General features: G+C 55.9%; 13 protein-coding genes. 7 read left to right on the top strand and 6 right to left on the bottom strand.

Annotation, left to right across the window (positions count from 1 at the left end):
• Positions 1 to 15 precede the first annotated feature (15 nt).
• The 5 genes from dnaA to GJQ55_RS00025 all read left to right on the top strand — a co-directional run bounded on the left by dnaA (position 16) and on the right by GJQ55_RS00025 (position 7,302).
• Positions 16 to 1,524 carry a chromosomal replication initiator protein DnaA gene (dnaA, locus tag GJQ55_RS00005; RefSeq protein WP_228345462.1) on the top strand — a complete coding sequence of 503 codons (1,509 nt, stop codon included), beginning with the start codon at positions 16 to 18 and terminating at the stop codon, positions 1,522 to 1,524.
• A gap of 13 nt (positions 1,525 to 1,537) precedes the next feature.
• Positions 1,538 to 2,638, top strand: coding sequence for a DNA polymerase III subunit beta (dnaN, locus tag GJQ55_RS00010; RefSeq protein ID WP_228345463.1), 1,101 nt, complete (start codon positions 1,538 to 1,540; stop codon positions 2,636 to 2,638).
• Positions 2,639 to 2,848: 210 nt separating this feature from the next.
• The gene (recF, locus tag GJQ55_RS00015; protein ID WP_228345464.1) at positions 2,849 to 3,943 is read left to right on the top strand and encodes a DNA replication/repair protein RecF; all 1,095 of its coding nucleotides are present in this window, start codon (positions 2,849 to 2,851) and stop codon (positions 3,941 to 3,943) included.
• A 79-nt stretch (positions 3,944 to 4,022) separates the two neighbouring features.
• On the top strand, positions 4,023 to 6,437 hold the full coding sequence (gene gyrB, locus GJQ55_RS00020) for a DNA topoisomerase (ATP-hydrolyzing) subunit B (protein WP_228345465.1): 2,415 nt from the start codon (positions 4,023 to 4,025) through the stop codon (positions 6,435 to 6,437).
• A 163-nt stretch (positions 6,438 to 6,600) separates the two neighbouring features.
• Entirely contained in the window at positions 6,601 to 7,302 is a 702-nt protein-coding gene (locus GJQ55_RS00025) for a hypothetical protein (RefSeq protein ID WP_228345466.1), read from the top strand.
• Here the strand turns inward: GJQ55_RS00025 and GJQ55_RS00030 are convergent, their stop codons facing one another.
• From GJQ55_RS00030 to glyQ, 4 genes are all read right to left on the bottom strand, one after another.
• Entirely contained in the window at positions 7,303 to 8,115 is an 813-nt protein-coding gene (locus GJQ55_RS00030; protein WP_228345467.1) for a lysophospholipid acyltransferase family protein, read from the bottom strand.
• 116 nt (positions 8,116 to 8,231) lie between these two features.
• On the bottom strand, positions 8,232 to 8,780 hold the full coding sequence (gene gmhB, locus GJQ55_RS00035; protein ID WP_228345468.1) for a D-glycero-beta-D-manno-heptose 1,7-bisphosphate 7-phosphatase: 549 nt from the start codon (positions 8,778 to 8,780) through the stop codon (positions 8,232 to 8,234).
• 71 nt (positions 8,781 to 8,851) lie between these two features.
• Entirely contained in the window at positions 8,852 to 10,930 is a 2,079-nt protein-coding gene (gene glyS, locus GJQ55_RS00040) for a glycine--tRNA ligase subunit beta (RefSeq protein WP_228345469.1), read from the bottom strand.
• On the bottom strand, positions 10,930 to 11,907 hold the full coding sequence (glyQ, locus tag GJQ55_RS00045; protein WP_228345470.1) for a glycine--tRNA ligase subunit alpha: 978 nt from the start codon (positions 11,905 to 11,907) through the stop codon (positions 10,930 to 10,932). Before glyQ ends, glyS begins: the two co-directional genes overlap by 1 nt.
• Before the next feature lie 178 nt (positions 11,908 to 12,085).
• On the opposite strand from glyQ, the gene GJQ55_RS00050 reads away from it, so the two are divergent.
• Positions 12,086 to 14,140, top strand: coding sequence for a BCCT family transporter (locus GJQ55_RS00050; RefSeq protein WP_228345471.1), 2,055 nt, complete (start codon positions 12,086 to 12,088; stop codon positions 14,138 to 14,140).
• Here the strand turns inward: GJQ55_RS00050 and GJQ55_RS00055 are convergent.
• The gene (locus GJQ55_RS00055; RefSeq protein WP_228345472.1) at positions 14,128 to 14,760 is read right to left on the bottom strand and encodes a sensor histidine kinase; all 633 of its coding nucleotides are present in this window, start codon (positions 14,758 to 14,760) and stop codon (positions 14,128 to 14,130) included. The genes GJQ55_RS00050 and GJQ55_RS00055 overlap by 13 nt on opposite strands.
• Before the next feature lie 17 nt (positions 14,761 to 14,777).
• Positions 14,778 to 16,427: a response regulator gene (locus tag GJQ55_RS00060; RefSeq protein ID WP_228345473.1), complete on the bottom strand. Its 1,650-nt coding sequence runs from the start codon at positions 16,425 to 16,427 to the stop codon at positions 14,778 to 14,780.
• Between the two features lie 170 nt (positions 16,428 to 16,597).
• Here GJQ55_RS00060 and GJQ55_RS00065 point away from each other — a divergent pair, with 170 nt between their 5' ends.
• Positions 16,598 to 17,509 (top strand): lysophospholipid acyltransferase family protein, encoded by a 912-nt coding sequence (locus GJQ55_RS00065; RefSeq protein WP_228345474.1) that lies wholly within the window; start codon positions 16,598 to 16,600, stop codon positions 17,507 to 17,509.
• Positions 17,510 to 17,528: the final 19 nt, after the last annotated feature.

Consider the following 17,528-nt stretch of genomic DNA (forward strand, 5'->3'; position numbering starts at 1 on the left):
CCCCCCTCAGTTAGAATGTGCGGCTCGCCTGAATACCGACGGATAACTGAAGTGGCACTGACAGCACTGTGGCAAGACTGCCTGGGACAACTGCAACATGAGCTTCCGGCTCAGCAGTACAACACATGGATACGCCCTTTGCTGGCTGATGATACCAGTGGACAGCTGGTGTTAAGTGCGCCCAACCGCTTCGTCCGTGATTGGGTAAAAGATAAGTATCTGCAGCGTATTCAGGAAATCCTGTCCGATCTTAATAATGGCCGTATCACCCGGGTGGAACTCACCGTGGGTGAAGCGCAGCCGATGTTCCGCCCGCAGCTGGTTGTGCCTTCATCCGCACCTCAGCGTCCGGCTGCAGCTCCGGATAATTTTTCCGGTAACACCGAAGGTTATGTATTTGCCTCACCCGATCCGGTTGAGGAAGTTCTGCTGGAACCTGCTTCATTTAATACAGAAGCGCCGCGCAGCCGCCGTGAAGTTCAGGTTGAGGGTGGGGTAAAACACCAGAGTTTCCTGAACCCTTCCTTTACCTTTAAGAGCTTTGTTGAAGGTAAATCCAACCAGCTGGCCCACGCCGCTGCCCGTCAGGTGGCTGAAAATGCCGGTGGTTCCTACAACCCCCTTTTTATATACGGTGGCGTTGGTCTGGGTAAAACCCACTTAATGCATGCGGTGGGCAATTATCTGCTCAGTAAAAATCCCAACGCCAAAGTGCTGTATGTGCATTCTGAGCGCTTTGTGCAGGACATGGTTAAGGCGCTACAGCTGAAAGCCATTAACGAATTCAAACGGTTTTACCGCGGCCTGGATGCGTTATTAATTGACGATATTCAGTTTTTTGCTGGTAAAGACCGCTCGCAGGAAGAGTTTTTTCACACTTTCAATGCCTTGCTGGAAGGCGGGCAGCAGATGATTCTGACTTGCGACCGTTATCCGAAAGAAATCAATGGTCTGGAAGAGCGCCTTAAATCCCGCTTTGGCTGGGGTTTAACGGTGGCGGTTGAACCGCCGGAGCTGGAAACCCGGGTCGCCATTCTGATGAAAAAGGCCGAAGAAACCGGTATTGATCTGCCCAGTGATGCGGCTTTTTTTATTGCCCAGAAAATCCGTTCCAACGTGCGTGAACTGGAAGGTGCCCTGAAGCGGGTGGTGGCCAACGCCCAGTTTACCGGCAGCGAAATTACCCTGCCGTTTATTAAAGAAACCCTGAAAGATCTTATTGCCCTGCAGGATAAACAGGTCAGCATCGACAATATTCAGCGAATCGTTGCCGAGTATTACAAAATCAAGATGGCTGATTTATTATCTAAGCGCCGCACCCGCTCCATTGCCCGTCCCCGTCAGGTGGCGATGGCTCTGAGTAAAGAACTGACCAATCACAGTTTGCCGGAAATCGGCGATGCCTTTGGTGGTCGTGATCATACGACGGTGTTGCATGCGTGCCGCAAAATTAAAGAACTGCAGGAATCCAGTGCAGATATCCGTGAAGACTATAAGAACCTGCTGCGTTCATTGACAACCTGAAGAGTGGAGAGCCATGAAATTCGTTATCGCCAGGGAAGCCCTGTTACGTCCTTTGCAATTGGTGGCCGGCGTGGTGGAAAAACGCCAGACTCTGCCGGTATTGTCTAACGTACTGCTGGAACTGCGGGGGCAGCAATTATCCCTGACCGGTACCGATCTGGAAGTTGAACTGGTCGGCCGTGTGATGCTGGAAGAAGTTGGCCAGGAAGGTGAAATCACCGTGCCCGGCAAAAAACTGATGGATATCTGCCGCTCATTACCGGATGGCTCTCAGATTGAAATTGAACAGGACGATCAGCGCGTTATTGTCCGCTCTGGCCGTTACCGCTCAACCCTGTCTACGCTGCCAGCCAGTGAATTCCCCAATGTGGAAAACATTTCCGGTGAACAAAGCTTTACGCTGGCCCAGAGCGCCCTGCGTCGTGTTATTGAACGCACCAGCTTCGCCATGGCGCAGCAGGATGTCCGTTACTACCTGAACGGCATGCTGTTCGAAGTCAGCAGCAATGGTCTGCGTACCGTTGCGACCGACGGCCACCGTCTGGCCACCTGCAAAGCCGAAATTGCCGGCCCGGATACCGCCCAGCAGATTATTCTGCCGCGTAAAGGCGTGCTGGAACTGGCCAAATTGCTGGCCGACCCGGAAGCCTCAGTAACCCTGGCGCTCAGCAGCAATCACCTGCGTGCCCATACCGAAAATTTCACCTTTACCTCGAAGCTGGTAGACGGCAAATTCCCGGATTACACCCGCGTTATTCCGAAAAACGGCAGCAATATTCTGCTGGCTGACCGTAATGAACTGCGTCATGTCTTTAACCGCACCGCGATTCTCTCTAACGAGAAATACCGCGGTGTCCGCCTGGTACTGGAAACCGACCTGCTGAAGGTTCTGGCCAACAACCCGGAACAGGAAGAAGCCGAAGAATCCCTGGCGGTAGAATACCGTGGCGATGCTTTGGAAATGGGCTTTAACGTTTCTTACCTGCAGGACGTAATGGGCGTACTGGATTCGCACCTGGTCAAAATGACCCTGTCTGACGCTAACAGCAGCGCGTTGCTGGAAGAGCCGGAAGGTGGTGATGCTATGTACGTTGTTATGCCGATGCGCCTGTAGTTAAGGGAAAACTATCTGCGTTGCCATCGCGTCGTTAAAAACAGGTTCATAATGCTCACTGGCTTGTGCCAGAACAAACGTCAGTTTGGCCCGAAGGGTGAGCGGAGCGAATATTTATGACACATAAACTGCGCTTATTCACCTGTTTTTGCCTTGCCCTGGCTGCCTCGAGGACGTTTTCCCCAGGTGTCCTTCTTATGAGAAGTCTCTATGCCCATCCGGCAGCTTAAAATCCGCGGCGTGCGCAATCTGCAGCCGCTGGATCTTACCCTTCATCCCGGTGTGAATTTTATTTACGGTGCCAACGGCTCCGGTAAAACCAGCATTCTCGAAGCCATTGTGTTAATGGCCACCGGGAAGTCGTTCCGCACCTCTCAGCTGAAGCATGTACAGGCTCAGGATGCTGATCGTATCGAGCTGGTGTTCGATATTGAGGATGAAGCACTGGGCCAGTGTCAGCTGGATAGTCTGCGGCTGAAATCGGGCGATAACCTGCTGAAACTGAATGGCTCGGTATTAACGGCACAAACGGAAGCGGCGCAATGGTTGCCGGTGCAGGTTATTGAACCCACCACCTTTAAGTTGTTATCCGGTTCGCCGGAAGAACGCCGCCAGTTTATCGACTGGGGTGTGTTCCACGTGGAACAAAAGTTTATCGAGCATTGGAAAGTGTTCCGTAAACAACTCAAACAACGCAACGCAGTGCTGAAAGAAAAAGAACTGCAGTGGCTGCCAGTGTGGAACCAGACCTTTGCTGAAAGTGCGGCCGTTATTGATAACTACCGGCGCACCTATCTGAAGCGCTTTAAGCCCGAGTTTGAACGCATTCTCCAGCAGCTGGACGATAGCATTCAGGTGCAGCTGGCCTACTACCCGGGCTGGGATCGCGACAGCGAACTGAACGACGTACTGAATAAGCAACAGGAGCGGGATCTGGCGCTGGGTTATACCCAATCCGGGCCACACCGGGCCGAGCTGCGCATTAAGGTGGATAAGCAGCCTGCCGCTGAAATACTCAGCCGTGGCCAGCAGAAAACGGTGGTCGCGGCGCTGAAGATTGCCCAGGGGGCATTGTTCCAGCAGGAGAGCGGCCGCCGCACCATTTACCTGGTGGATGATCTGGCCTCAGAACTGGATGAAAAGCACCGTTTCGCTTTATGTAAGCTGCTGGAAGACTTAAAATGTCAGGTCTTTATTACCAGTATTGATAAAGACAAGCTGACGGATATCTGGCAACCCGTCGCCAGCAAAGTGTTCCACGTGGAACAGGGAATAATAAGCGAAGATTCCCCGGCGACCGCCTGACCCCAAGCATTTTCCTGACTGGCCCAGCGCAATAAGAAATTGTGGTTAGCAGGTATTGATCAATCAAGAGGAACACCGAATGAGTGAGCAGAGTTACGACTCGTCGAGTATTAAAGTCCTGAAAGGGCTGGATGCCGTCCGCAAACGTCCGGGCATGTACATCGGGGATACCGACGATGGTACCGGCCTGCATCACATGGTGTTCGAAGTGGTGGATAACTCCATCGACGAAGCCCTGGCCGGCCACTGTGATCAGGTGGATGTGGTCATCCATGAAGATAATTCCGTCTCTGTGGCCGACAACGGCCGTGGTATTCCGACTGATATTCACCCGGAAGAGGGCGTGTCAGCGGCTGAGGTTATCCTGACCGTACTGCACGCCGGCGGTAAATTCGACGACAACTCCTATAAGGTGTCCGGCGGTCTGCACGGCGTGGGCGTTTCCGTGGTAAACGCGCTGTCTGAAAAGCTGAAAATGACCATTCGCCGTAAGGGCAAAGTGTTTGAGCAGGAATACACCCATGGTGTGCCGGATTACCCGCTGAAAGAAGTGGGTGTGACCGAAGGGAAGGGCACCACCATTCGTTTCCTGCCGTCCAAGCAGACCTTTACCAAAACCGAATTCAGCTTCGACTACCTGGCCAAGCGTCTGCGTGAACTGTCGTTCCTGAACTCCGGTGTGCGCATTCATCTGAAGGATGAGCGCAGCGATAAAGAAGATGTATTCCAGTTCGAGGGTGGCCTGGGTTCTTTCGTTAAATACCTGAACGAAGGCAAAACCGCCCTGAATGACGTCTTCCACTTCAATATTCAGCGTGAAGACGGCATTGGTGTGGAAGTCGCCATGCAGTGGAACGATGGCTTTCAGGAAAACATCTACTGCTACACCAATAACATTCCGCAGCGCGATGGTGGTGCTCACTTAGCGGGCTTCCGTGCCGCTCTGACCCGCACCCTGAACACCTACATCACGGCCGAAGGTCTGGATAAAAAAGCCAAGGTGGCCACCACTGGCGACGACGCCCGGGAAGGCTTAACCGCCATTATTTCGGTGAAAGTACCGGACCCGAAATTCAGCTCACAGACCAAAGACAAGCTGGTCTCCAGTGAAGTCAAAACGGCAGTTGAGCAGGAAATGGGCCGCTTATTTGCCGATTACCTGCTGGAATTCCCACAGCAGGCCAAAGATCTGGTTGGTAAGATGATCGACGCTGCCCGTGCCCGTGAAGCGGCGCGTAAAGCCCGCGAAATGACCCGTCGTAAAGGCGCGCTGGATATCGCTGGCCTGCCCGGCAAGCTGGCCGACTGTCAGGAAAAAGACCCGGCATTGTCGGAAATTTACCTGGTGGAGGGTGACTCTGCGGGGGGTTCAGCCAAGCAGGGCCGTGACCGTCGTACGCAGGCCATTCTGCCGCTGAAAGGTAAGATTCTGAACGTCGAGAAAGCCCGCTTCGACAAGATGCTGTCCTCCGCTGAGGTCGGCACCCTGATTACAGCGCTGGGCTGCGGTATTGGCCGCGAAGAGTTCAACCCGGACAAGCTGCGTTACCACAGCATCATCATCATGACCGACGCCGACGTCGACGGTGCGCACATTCGTACGCTGCTGTTGACCTTCTTCTTCCGTCAGATGCCGGAAATTATCGAACGTGGCCACGTCTTTATTGCTCAGCCGCCCTTGTACAAGATCAAACGCGGCAAGCAGGAGCAGTACATCAAGGACGAAGAAGCCATGGAAAGCTACCTGACCAATGTGGCGCTGGATAAAGCCGCGCTGCATCCGGCCCCAGAAGCCCCGGCCATCAGCGATGAGGCCTTTGCTCAGCTGGTTGCCGATTACCGTGCCACCCAGGAAACCGTTACCCGTATGGGTAATCTGGCCCCGCGTGAAGTGCTGCATCTGATGGTGACGCTGCCACGCCTGACCGCCGCTGATCTGGCCGATGCCAGCAAGGCCCAGGCCTGGGTTGACCAGCTGAATGCCTCGTTGCCCGATGCTGGCCGCAGTGGTACCCACTTCCACGTTGAACTGAGTAAAGACCAGGAGCGCAACAGCCACAAAGTGCTGGTGAAAGTGATTACTCACGGCAGTCCGCGAGATTACCCGCTGGATCATGATTTCTTCACTGGTTCTGGCTATAACAAGTTAGCCACCATGAGTGAAACACTGGCCGCTACCCTGGAAGAAGGTGCATTCATTCAGCGTGGTGAGCGTACCTTTGTTATTAACGACTTCTGGGATGCGATCCAGTGGCTGCTGAGTGAAGCGAAAAAAGGCTTCAACATTCAGCGCTATAAAGGTCTGGGGGAGATGAACCCGGAACAGCTGTGGGAAACCACCATGGATCCGGCCTCACGCCGTATGCTGCGCGTGACCATCGATGATGCCATCGGCGCTGATAAGATGTTCACCACCCTGATGGGTGATGAGGTTGAACCGCGCCGCGCCTTTATTGAAGCCAACGCCCTGAACGTCGCCAACCTGGATTTCTGATCCGCTTGGTGACCGGTTGTTCCACGTGGAACAATCAAAACCCCTGTATTGCTCAGCAATGCGGGGGTTTTTTATGTGCATGAAATTCAAATACTTATTGTGAATTAGGACAGCAAAAAAAACGGCACTATTGTTCTTGGGTACTCACCAACGGACGATCTCTATGAATAACGATAAAATCAGTTTTCTGGCAGCCGCCGTTTTGGTTTCTGCCTACGTGCCCAGCACCTATGCCGAAGGCAATATTTCGTTCAGCTTTTCGCCACCACCCATCACCAGTGTGGCTGCACCCGGAGAGCGCATTAACAAAGGCAGTGTCGGTTATACCCTGGTTGAAATTGAGGATACGGAATTCAGCCTGTTAAACCTCAATCTGCTGACTAAACAGGACGGTTTGTTTGGTTCGTTGGGTTTTGTCACCGGTGAAGATGATACCGGTAATGTGTATATGAGTGGCTTGGCCGCTATGGCCGGCATTGAGCGTATGCTGGACGGCGGCGCCGCTGTCGCACTGGGTATCGGCTTAAATTATTTGTACACGGAATTTGAATCAACGGCGCTGGATATCTATTCCGAAACCTACATCACCACGGTGCCTGCAATGGCTTCTATCCAGAAGCGGTTCGTTATCAATGATGCAGCAGGTATTACGCCTTATCTGATTCTGAATGCTGTGCTGCTGGGTAGTGCATCAACCGATACCAACAGTGCCGCTGGCGTGACCAGCAGCGAATACGACTTTGACCCCTATCTGGGAATACAGCTGGGTGCGGATATCGACTTCAGTGGTTATTCGCTGGGGGCGTTTTACCAGTCCGCAGATGACAGCAGCGTTACCAGCCTGACGTTCAGTTTCGAGTTCTGATCAGAAGCGCTTACCGCTGCTTTCAGCCTCGCTGTATTCGCCCTGAAACGGCGTGGCAGAAACCCTATCCACCTGCTCGTTAATCCAGCGTTCGGTTTGCTCATTCAGTTCGGCGGTACTGAGGCTGGTGGTTTCAATCACCGGGCTGATCACCACCTGAATGGTGCCAGGGCGTTTGATCCAGCTGTTATTGGGCCAGTGTTCGCCGGAATTGTGGGCAATGGCCAGCACCGGTGCCCCGGTCTTGGTGGCTAGCATAGCACCGCCTTTCGAGAATACTTTGCGCTTACCCGGTGGCACCCGGGTGCCTTCCGGAAACACCAGCACATGAATTCCTTTGCCCAGACGATCGGCGCCCTGGGTCAGCACCTGTTTCAGGGCATTGGTTTTCTGGCTGCGGTCGATAAAAATCGGCTGAATCATATTCAGCGCCCAGCCAAACACCGGCAGATAGGCCAGCTCGCGTTTTACCACCTGTACGTGCGGCGCCAGAATCAGCGGCAGAAAGAAGGTTTCCCAGCTGCTCTGGTGTTTGCTTAGCAGCACATAGCCGCGACCATCCTGCGGTACGTTTTCCAACCCCTGTACCTGCCAGCGCAGCCCGCAGATGAGTCGTGCGGCCCACATCGCCATATGGCAGTAAACCACCATGATGACGCGATTACGGGCCTTCAGTGGCAGAAATAAACCGGCCAGCAGGCTGGGCGGAAACCACAGCAGGGTAATCAGTGCCAGGGTGATGTAAAAAACCAGGGTACGCAGAACGTATAAGGGATTCAGTGGCGTAGTGGCAGAAGACGATAAGCTGGACATAAGTGAGTTACCAACGGAAACAGCGACAATCTTTATACCACTTCTGTCGCTGCTTCCCGTTAACCTGATCGCCTGATACTTGTTCTTTTAAGGAATAGTAAGCCGGCTTATATCGATTACTGTTGATTATTCAGCAGGTAATCAGCAAATCCGGCCAGATCATCGAACACCAGCGCCTTGCTCAGATGCGCGTCGGCCAGTTTGGCTTCGCTTTTCGCTCCCTTGCCGGTGCGTACCAGTACCGGCTGACAACCCGCCGCCACGCCGGCTTCCAGATCGCGGATCGAATCACCCACCATCCAGCTGCCTTTGGCCGATACGCCCAGCGCCTGCTCAATCTGCTGAATCAGCCCCGGCAGGGGTTTACGGCAATCGCAATCGTCATCCGGGCCGTGCGGGCAGAAAGCGATGTGGGCAAATTTGCCACCGTGTTCCGCCGCCAGTGCCGCCATTTTGTCGTGCATCGCCTGCAGGGTTTCCAGGCTGAAATAGCCGCGCGCCACACCGCTCTGGTTGGTGGCGATGGCAATGGTGTAACCGGCCTGAGTTAAACGGCCGACGGCTTCGGCACTGCCGGGCAGTGGAATCCACTCATCGGTGGTTTTGATAAAGGCGTCGGAGTCTTCGTTCAGCACGCCGTCGCGGTCTAGAATAATCAGTTTCATTTTCTTTCCTTACACAAAAAACGGGAGCGCTGTGCAGCGACTCCCGTTTGTGCGAAGTACCAGCGCCAGGCTTAACCCTGCAGCAGACCGATATCCGCAATACCAATAAACAGCGCCTGCAGCTGCTTCAGCAGTGCCAGACGGTTGTTTTTCACCGCGTCGTCGTCGGCCATCACCATTACGTTGTCGAAGAAGCTGTCGACCACGGCGCGCAGGCCGGCCAGTTCGGTCAGGGCGGCGCTGTAGTCGCCTTTGGCCATCAGCGGGGCAACGGCCTGCTGCTTGGCGGCAACCTGTTCGGCCAGGGCTTTTTCTTCCGCCTGTTGCAGTAAGTTGGCACTTACATTGGCCACGACTTTATCGCCGCCATTCTTGGCCAGAATGTTGGACACGCGCTTGTTGGCGGCGGCCAGTGCTTCTGCGGCGTCGAGTTTGCCGAACTGGTGCACGGCCTGTACGCGGCGGTTGATATCCAGCGCGTTGGTGATGCCCAGAGCCCGCACGGACTGGAATACGCCAGCCGGGATGCCTTCGTCGGCGTACCAGGCGCTGAAACGATCCAGCAGGTATTCAGTCAGGGTGGCTTTGGTATCGGCTTTGAGTTCTGCCGACCAGCCGCTTTCCAGTGCCCAGCCGATCAGGTCGCCCAGATCGATGTCGATTTGTTTCTCAACCAGAATACGCAGCACGCCCAGAGACGCACGACGCAGGGCGAACGGGTCTTTGGAACCGGTCGGAATCTGGCCGATGCCAAACAGACCCACCAGGCTGTCGAGACGGTCGGCCAGTGCGATCATGGTACCGGTGGTGGTGGCAGGCAGTGCGTCACCGGCGAAGGCCGGCATGTACTGTTCAACCATGGCGGCGGCGACGTCGGCCGGCTCGCCATCGTGCTCGGCGTAGTATTTACCGGCCAGCCCCTGCATTTCGGCAAATTCGCCGACCATATTGGACACCAGATCGTTTTTGCACAGGTGGGCGGCGCGTTGCACCATCACTTCGTCCGCACCCAGACGCTCGGCGATTCTGGTCGCCAGCGCGCTGATGCGGCGGGTTTTATCGGCCACAGAGCCCAGACCATTCACCCACACCACGTTTTCCAGTTTCGGGAAACGGCTGGCCAGTGGCTGCTTGCGGTCGGTGTCCCAGAAGAAGGCGGCGTCGGACAGACGTGGACGGATCACTTTCTCGTTACCGGAAATCACCTGCGCCGGGTCTTTCGACTCGATGTTGGCGATGGTGATGAAGTTCGGCATCAGTTTGCCGTCTTTCATTACGTGGAAGTATTTCTGGTGTTCTTTCATGGACGACACCAGCGCTTCCGGCGGCACGCGCAGGAAAGATTCATCAAACGAACCCGCCAGTGCTACCGGCCATTCGTTCAGCGCGGTCACTTCGTTGAGCAGGTCGTCGCCGATGATGGCTTCGCCACCCAGCTTCTTACCGGCCGCGGTAACCTGTTCTTTGATCAGTGCGGCGCGTTCAGCAAAGTCGGCCATCACATAGGCGGCGCGCAGTTTGCTTTCGTATTCAGACGGTGCGTTCAGTACCAACGGCGCTGGTGCGTGGAAGCGGTGACCACGGCTGGTATTGCCGGCTTTCAGGCCCAGCACTTCGCCGTTAACTACCTCAGAACCGAACAGCATCACCAGCCACTGCACCGGACGCACGAATTCCACCCGCGAAGCACCCCAGCGCATACGCTTGGGAATCGGCAGCTTGTCGAGGCTGTTCTGCACGATGGCCGGCAGCAGCTCAACGGTGCTCTTACCTTTGATGGTGCGCTGAATCATCAGTTTGCCGGCGTTCTTTTTGTCAGAATCCGGGGCGGTTTTCAGATCAGCAGCCGTGGCGCCGGCACGGGCGGCAAAGCCTTCAGCGGCTTTGGTCAGCTTGCCGTCGGCGTCGTAGGCGATGTTGGCCGGTGGGCCGTAGATGGTTTCTTCCTGATCGGCCTGCCGGGCTTCGAGTGCTTCGATGCGCACGGCCAGACGACGCGGCGCGGCGAATGACACTACTGCGCCGAAGTTCAGGCCGGCGTCTTGCAGGCCTTGCTCAATACCGGCGGTAAAAGCATCGGACAGGGTTTTCAGCGCCTTCGGTGGCAGCTCTTCGGTACCCAGTTCAACCAGAAAATCTTGTGCACTCATTACTTCTTCTCCTGGGCTTCTTTCTCGGCCTTCTGGGCTTCATAGCGGGCCAGCACGTCGGCACGGTTGGCGGCATCCGCCAGCGGGAAACCTTTTTCGGCGCGGCTGTCGAAGTAGGCCTGAGCGACAGAGCGGGCCAGGGTGCGCACGCGCAGGATGTAACCCTGACGCTCGGTCACGGAAATCGCCCCACGGGCATCCAGCAGGTTGAAGGTGTGCGAGGCTTTCAGTACCTGCTCGTAAGCGGGCAGCGGCAGACCGGCTTCAATCAGACGCTTGCAGTCTTTTTCGTACTGGTTGAAGGCGGTGAACAGGAAGTCGACGTCGGCGTATTCAAAGTTGTAGGTGGATTGCTCCACTTCGTTCTGATGGAACACATCGCCGTAGGTCACGGCTTTGCCGTCCGGGCCGTAAGTCCACACCAGGTCGTACACGGAATTCACTTCCTGCAGGTACATGGCGATACGCTCAAGACCGTAGGTAATTTCACCGGTTACCGGGAAACATTCCAGGCCGCCCACCTGCTGGAAGTAGGTGAACTGGGTCACTTCCATACCGTTCAGCCACACTTCCCAGCCTAAGCCCCAGGCCCCCAGCGTGGGCGATTCCCAGTTGTCTTCGACGAAGCGGATATCGTGCACCAGCGGATCAACACCCATTACGCGCAGTGATTCCAGGTATTTTTCCTGAATATCCACCGGGTTCGGCTTCATTACCACCTGGAACTGGTAGTAGTGCTGCAGACGGTTGGGGTTTTCGCCATAACGGCCATCGGTCGGACGGCGGCTGGGCTGCACATAAGCCGAGGCCCAGTTTTCCGGGCCAATGGCGCGCAGGAACGTGGCGGTGTGGAAGGTACCGGCACCCACTTCCATATCGAGGGGTTGGTTAATCACACAGCCCTGTTCGGACCAGTATTCCTGCAGGGCGGCAATTAAGCCCTGAAAGGTTTTGATGTTGTGGCGACTCTGACTCACGGTGGAATTCCTGTGTTGGCGCCGTGGGGCAGGCTTATCGTGCCCGGCGCGCTGTTCGCGAATAAATAAAGACGCGCGATTATACCAGCGCCGGGCCGGTATGACAGACCTTCGGGGTTGTTATCAGCGGCAGACTTTGTCAGGGTAAAAAGCACAACAGACGATGGAGAGAAAAATCATGCTTGCTGAACGCAAGGGATTTCAGTCAACCGTACTGCTGCCGGTGTTTATTCCCACCATTGTGGTGGCCTTTCTGCTGATCGTCGGCACCATTGCCCAGCCACAGGCTGCCAGCGACGCTTTCAGTGCGACGCTGAGTTGGATTACGGTACATTTCGGCTGGTTTTATATGCTGGCGGTGGCCATTTTTCTGGTCTTTATCGTCGTGGTCGCGGTATCAGACTGGGGCAAAATCCGCCTGGGCCCGGAGCATTCTGAGCCGCAGTACAGCTTTCCGGCCTGGTTTGCCATGTTGTTTTCCGCTGGCTACGGCATTGCACTGCTGTTCTTTGGGGTGGCCGAACCGGTACTGCATTATTCGCAGCCGCCACAGGGCGCTGGCGAAACGGTGGATGCCGCCCGTCAGGCCATGCAGATCGCCTATTTCCACTGGGGTGTGCATATTTGGGCCATCTACGGTCTGGTTGGTCTGGTGTTGGCGTATTTCGCATACCGGCATGGGTTACCGCTGTCGATCCGTTCGGCGCTGTACCCGCTGATCGGTGAGCGGATTTATGGCTGGCCCGGGCATCTGGTGGATGTGTTTGCCATTCTCGGCACCATGTTTGGTCTGGCCACGTCGCTGGGGTTATCGGTAACGCAGATTAATGCCGGCCTGAATTATTTGTGGCCGTCCATTCCGGTCAGCACCACCGTGCAGGTGATTGCCATTGCCCTGATTACCCTGGCGGCAACGGCCTCGGTGGTGGCGGGTCTGGATAAAGGCGTGAAAAATCTGTCCATCCTGAATATGGGGCTGGCCGTCTTTCTGATGCTGGTGGTCTTTCTGGCCGGGCCGACCATTCATGTCCTGGAAACCTTTTTGCAGAACACCGGTGCATATTTAAGCGGACTGGTGGCCCGTACCTTTAACCTGCAGGCTTATTCGCGCAGCGACTGGATCGGTAACTGGACGCTGTTTATTTTTGGCTGGACCATCGCCTGGGCGCCCTTTGTCGGGCTGTTTATTGCCAAGATCAGCCGTGGCCGCACCATCCGCCAGTTTGTGTTCGGGGTGCTGGCGGTACCCACGGTGTTTACCTTTTTGTGGTTTTCCATTTTTGGTGATACCGCGCTGTGGATGATTATGCAGCAGGGCGTACACAGCCTGGTGGGGGATGTGCAGGCCGATCATGCGGTAGCCATTTTTGCGTTTTACGAGCACCTGCCCTGGTCGTCATTTTTATCACTGATCACGGTCTTTCTGATTATTACCTTCTTTGTTACCTCGTCGGATTCCGGCTCGCTGGTGATTGATTCGCTGGCATCCGGTGGCGCGCTGGTTACGCCCGCCTGGCAGCGGGTGTTCTGGGCCACGCTGGAAGGTTTGATTGCGGCTGTCTTACTGTTGGCCGGTGGTCTGAATGCATTGCAGACCATGACCATCGCCAGCGCCTTACCCTTTGCCATTATTATGCTGATTGCGATGGTAGGTATGTGGCGGGCGCTGGTGATTGAAGGCCATCGTGGCAGCAGTCTGCAGAGTGCGCAGGCGCAGACCCGCCCCAATTATCGCCGTACGCAGTGGCGTAACCGTCTGGCCGGGCTGGTGGATTTCCCCGATGAAACGCGGGTAAACCAGTTTATTCAGGGGCCGGCACAGCATGCGCTGAATGAAGTGCAGCTGGAGCTGACGCGGCTAGGTTGGCACGCCGAAACCCACGCCGATGAAGAGTTCGGGCGGGTCTGGCTGCAGGTACAGCGGGATGAATACGTGGACTTTCTCTATGAAATCCGCCGTACATCGTTGCCTTTACCGGACTTTATGGCGCTGGAGCTGAAACGGGAGCTGACAGCGGATGACCAGTATTTCCGCGCCGAAGTCTTCCTGCGGCCGGGCAGCCTGGGTTATGACCTGTACGGTTGTGACGCCCATGAGGTGATCCGCGATGTGCTGGATCAGTTTGAAAATTACCTGCACTTCCTGCACGTCTCGCCCGGTCAGTTACCCTGGAATCTGGCCGAGCATGACACCATGCTGCAGAGTGAGGCTCCCGAGGCTCAGGGTAAGTAAATACTCACAAAGGCGCCGCCCTGCGGGCGGTTGCCGTATTCTACCCGGCCCCGTTGCTGGTCGTTGCCATGCCGTTCGGCAATCAGCTGCACAAAATACAGCCCCAGCCCGGTGCCTTCATTTTTGGTGGTGTTCTTTTCACCGTCCAGTACCCGGGGGTCAAAACCATGGCCATTATCTTCCACGGTCAGGGTTAAGCCGGCCTGGTCATCCGCGCTGATGGTCACTTCACTGGCGCCGGCCTGGGCGCTGTTGGTGATCAGGGTAACCAATGCCAGCTGCAGCAGGTTTTCGTTGTAAAAGCCCTGACTGTTTTCATCAATACGGTTTTCAAACTGCAGGGTTGGAAACTGCAGGCTGGTGGCCTCAATGGCATCGGTGACGGTATCGAACGGCCAGGCGTCATCCATCGGAAACTGTTGGTTTTGCTCCATACTGAACAGCGACATCATTTGCATGGTGTCGTTCTTCAGGCGGGTGGTGCGCTGCAGAATAGGGCGCAGATGGCTGTGGTAACGCTTCGGAATGCGTGCCAGTGCTTCCTGTTCGTAATCCAGCAGGGCCTGCAGCTGATTTTTAAGATCGTGGACGACGGCCGCGACCAGTTGTTCAAATCTCATCCTTGCTCCTTAACCGGTTACAGACCGGCAGCCCGTTTCAGGCGCAGAAAGGTATTTTTCAGACGTTCATAGCGTTCAAAGCGCTCATCCGTTTCGCCCACTTTGCCGATGCGCTGAAAGTAGCGGTAACAATCTTTCAGTTGTCCGACATCCATTTGCGTGGTTTCGACCAGGCTGATTTTGGCCTGAATGGCGTTCAGCAACACGCTGATACCGGCTTCCTCGTAGGCGGCGGCTTCGTCGAAAGCGGCCACGGCACTGGCAAAGTCTTTCTTTTCATAGCAGCTGACGCCCTGGGTATTGAGCGCGGCGGTATGATCGCGGATAACCATTTTATTCAGGTTTTCTTCCAGCGCGTTGATCTGCTGCAGGGCGCTTTCATCGGCGCCGCTGTCTTTCAGCTGCAGCAGCAGATTTTTGGCTTTGACGTGCTGCTGGGTATCAATATAAGCCTCGGTCATCTGCAGCTGCTGATCGAGCGTGGGCTTCTTCAGCCGCAGCAATATTTCTTCAGCCCGCTGGGCTGCCTGCCGGCAATTTTCTTCATCGCCCAGCACCTGCCAGGTTTTGCCTTCGGTAATGCAGGTGGCGAACATAATATCGTCCTCACCGGCGTAATCCTGGCGCAGCTCTTCAATGGCTTTGAAGGCTTTGTCGGACAGCTGCCGCAGTTCACGGCTGTTGGCCTGGGCGTTGCTGTTGGCCAGCGACTGCCGCACGGCGTCGACAAACTGCAGGTAGTTGGAGGAGGTTTTGTAGCAGGAATAACGCCCCAGCCGGATAGCCTGCTCAAAGGCGGCCTCAGCCACCGGGAAGTCACCGTTATCGTAGGCGATGCGGCCCAGCTCCATTTGCCGCAGCACGGCTTTGGGGGAAATGGCCACCGCTTTCTGCAGCTCCTGTTGCGCTTTCAGGGGTTCCCCCATGCTCAGCAGAATGGTGGCGCACCAGTCGTGGCACTGCACATACATGGGGTGAGCGAGCAGCGTTTGCTGCAACAAGGCCAGCGCGCTGCGGGAATCGCCGAGCAGATGCAGGCACACCGCCTGCCCCATTTGCGCCCAGCCGACCGGACGTTTTTCCAGCAGTTTCTGGTAGGTCTGCAGGGCGTCCTGGTAGCGTTTCTGGCGCAGGTACAGCTTGCCCAGAATGCGGGTCAGCGGCATCAGCAGGCGGGGTTTTTCCGCCAGCATCGCCGTGGCCAGAGCAATGGCTTCATCGGGATTACCGGCATCAATGGCCAGATCGATGGGCAGAATTTCCTGTTTGGTGGCCAGAATGCGGATCAGCCGCTCGCGCAGCATATTCAGGGTGAAGGGCTTGGTGATGTAGTTGTCCGGCTCGTACTCCAGAGCCCCCATCACCATGTCGACGGCATTTTCGCCGGTAACCAGAATAAACAGCGCGGTGGATTTCAGGCGGTTGCAGTAGCGGGCTTCCTCCAATACCTGCTGGCCATCCTTGCCACGGCCCAGGTTGTAGTCGGACAGCACAATATCGTACTCATGCTCCATGATCCGTTGTGAGGCTTCGCGGCCATTGGTGGCGGTATCAATCTGGGTGGCGCCCAGTAACGTCACCATTTTTTTCAGCGAGCTGCGCGCCTGCACCAGATCGTCGATGATCAGAATGCGTTTGTTCTGCAGAGCCTGTTCAATATTCAGCATAAGTCGGTTTCTGTGGTTAGTGCGGCAATTTTAGCAGAGCCAGCGGCGCTTGCCGTGACGGAGACGGCAGCCTGCCTATGAACACCATGCACATCCGGCAAGTCTCTTTGAACTTGCCAGAGCAGGGCCAGCGGTTACACTGGCGCGGTTATCAGTAAAGGGCAGAGAACGTGAAGACATTCGTGGGGTATCTGATTGTCGGGTTATTGCGTCTGATTGGCCGCATTCCGTTTCCGGTTGCACAACGTATTGGTGTCGGTCTGGGCCGGCTGTTGCTGCGCTTCCGTAACCGCTCCCGTGATGTGGCGCGGGTCAACCTGCAGCTGGTGTATCCGCAACTGGCCGGGGCCGGGCAGCAGGAACTGCTGCGCGAGGTGCTGGAGGAAAGCGGTAAATCCGCGGCGGAAATGGGCGCCATGTGGGGTGCTTCACCGGAAAAAGGCCGCCAGCTGATCCGTAAGGTACATAACCAGCATATTCTGACCGATGCGCTGCAGTCCGGCCGCGGTGTGTTGCTGTGTGTGCCCCATCACGGCAACTGGGAAGTGCTGAACCACCTGATGACCCTGCACACGCCGATAACCGCCATGTACCGGCCGGCCAAAAACCCGGTACTGGATCGCTGGATGTTAAGCAGCCGTGAACAGACCGGTATTACGCTGGTACCGACCACCCGGGGTGGTGTAATGGCGTTATTCCGGGCGCTGGATACCGGTGGCGTGGTGGGTATTCTGCCGGATCAGGAACCCAAGCGGCAGAGCGGTGTGTTTGCGCCGTTTATGGGTGTGGAAACCTTAACGCCGAAGTTGCCCCATGATCTGCTGCAGAAAACCGGGGCGCTGGCCATTTTCGCTTTTGCGCAACGGTTGCCGGATGCGCAGGGCTTTGAGGTGCATTTCCTGCAAGCCAGTGACGATATCTACAGCGACGATGCCCGCACCTCAGCCACCGCCATGAACGAAGCCATTGAGCGCTGTGTGGCTGTGTGTCCGGCGCAGTATCAGTGGACCTACAAGCGTTTCAAAACCAGCCCGGACAGTGAGGGCGGTATTAACCGTTACAAAAATGCCGGAGTGCGATGACACTTCCTTTTGCGTTGCC

This window comes from Venatoribacter cucullus (assembly GCF_016132445.1).
In the GTDB taxonomy this organism is placed as follows: Bacteria; Pseudomonadota; Gammaproteobacteria; order Pseudomonadales; family Oceanobacteraceae; genus Venatoribacter; species Venatoribacter cucullus.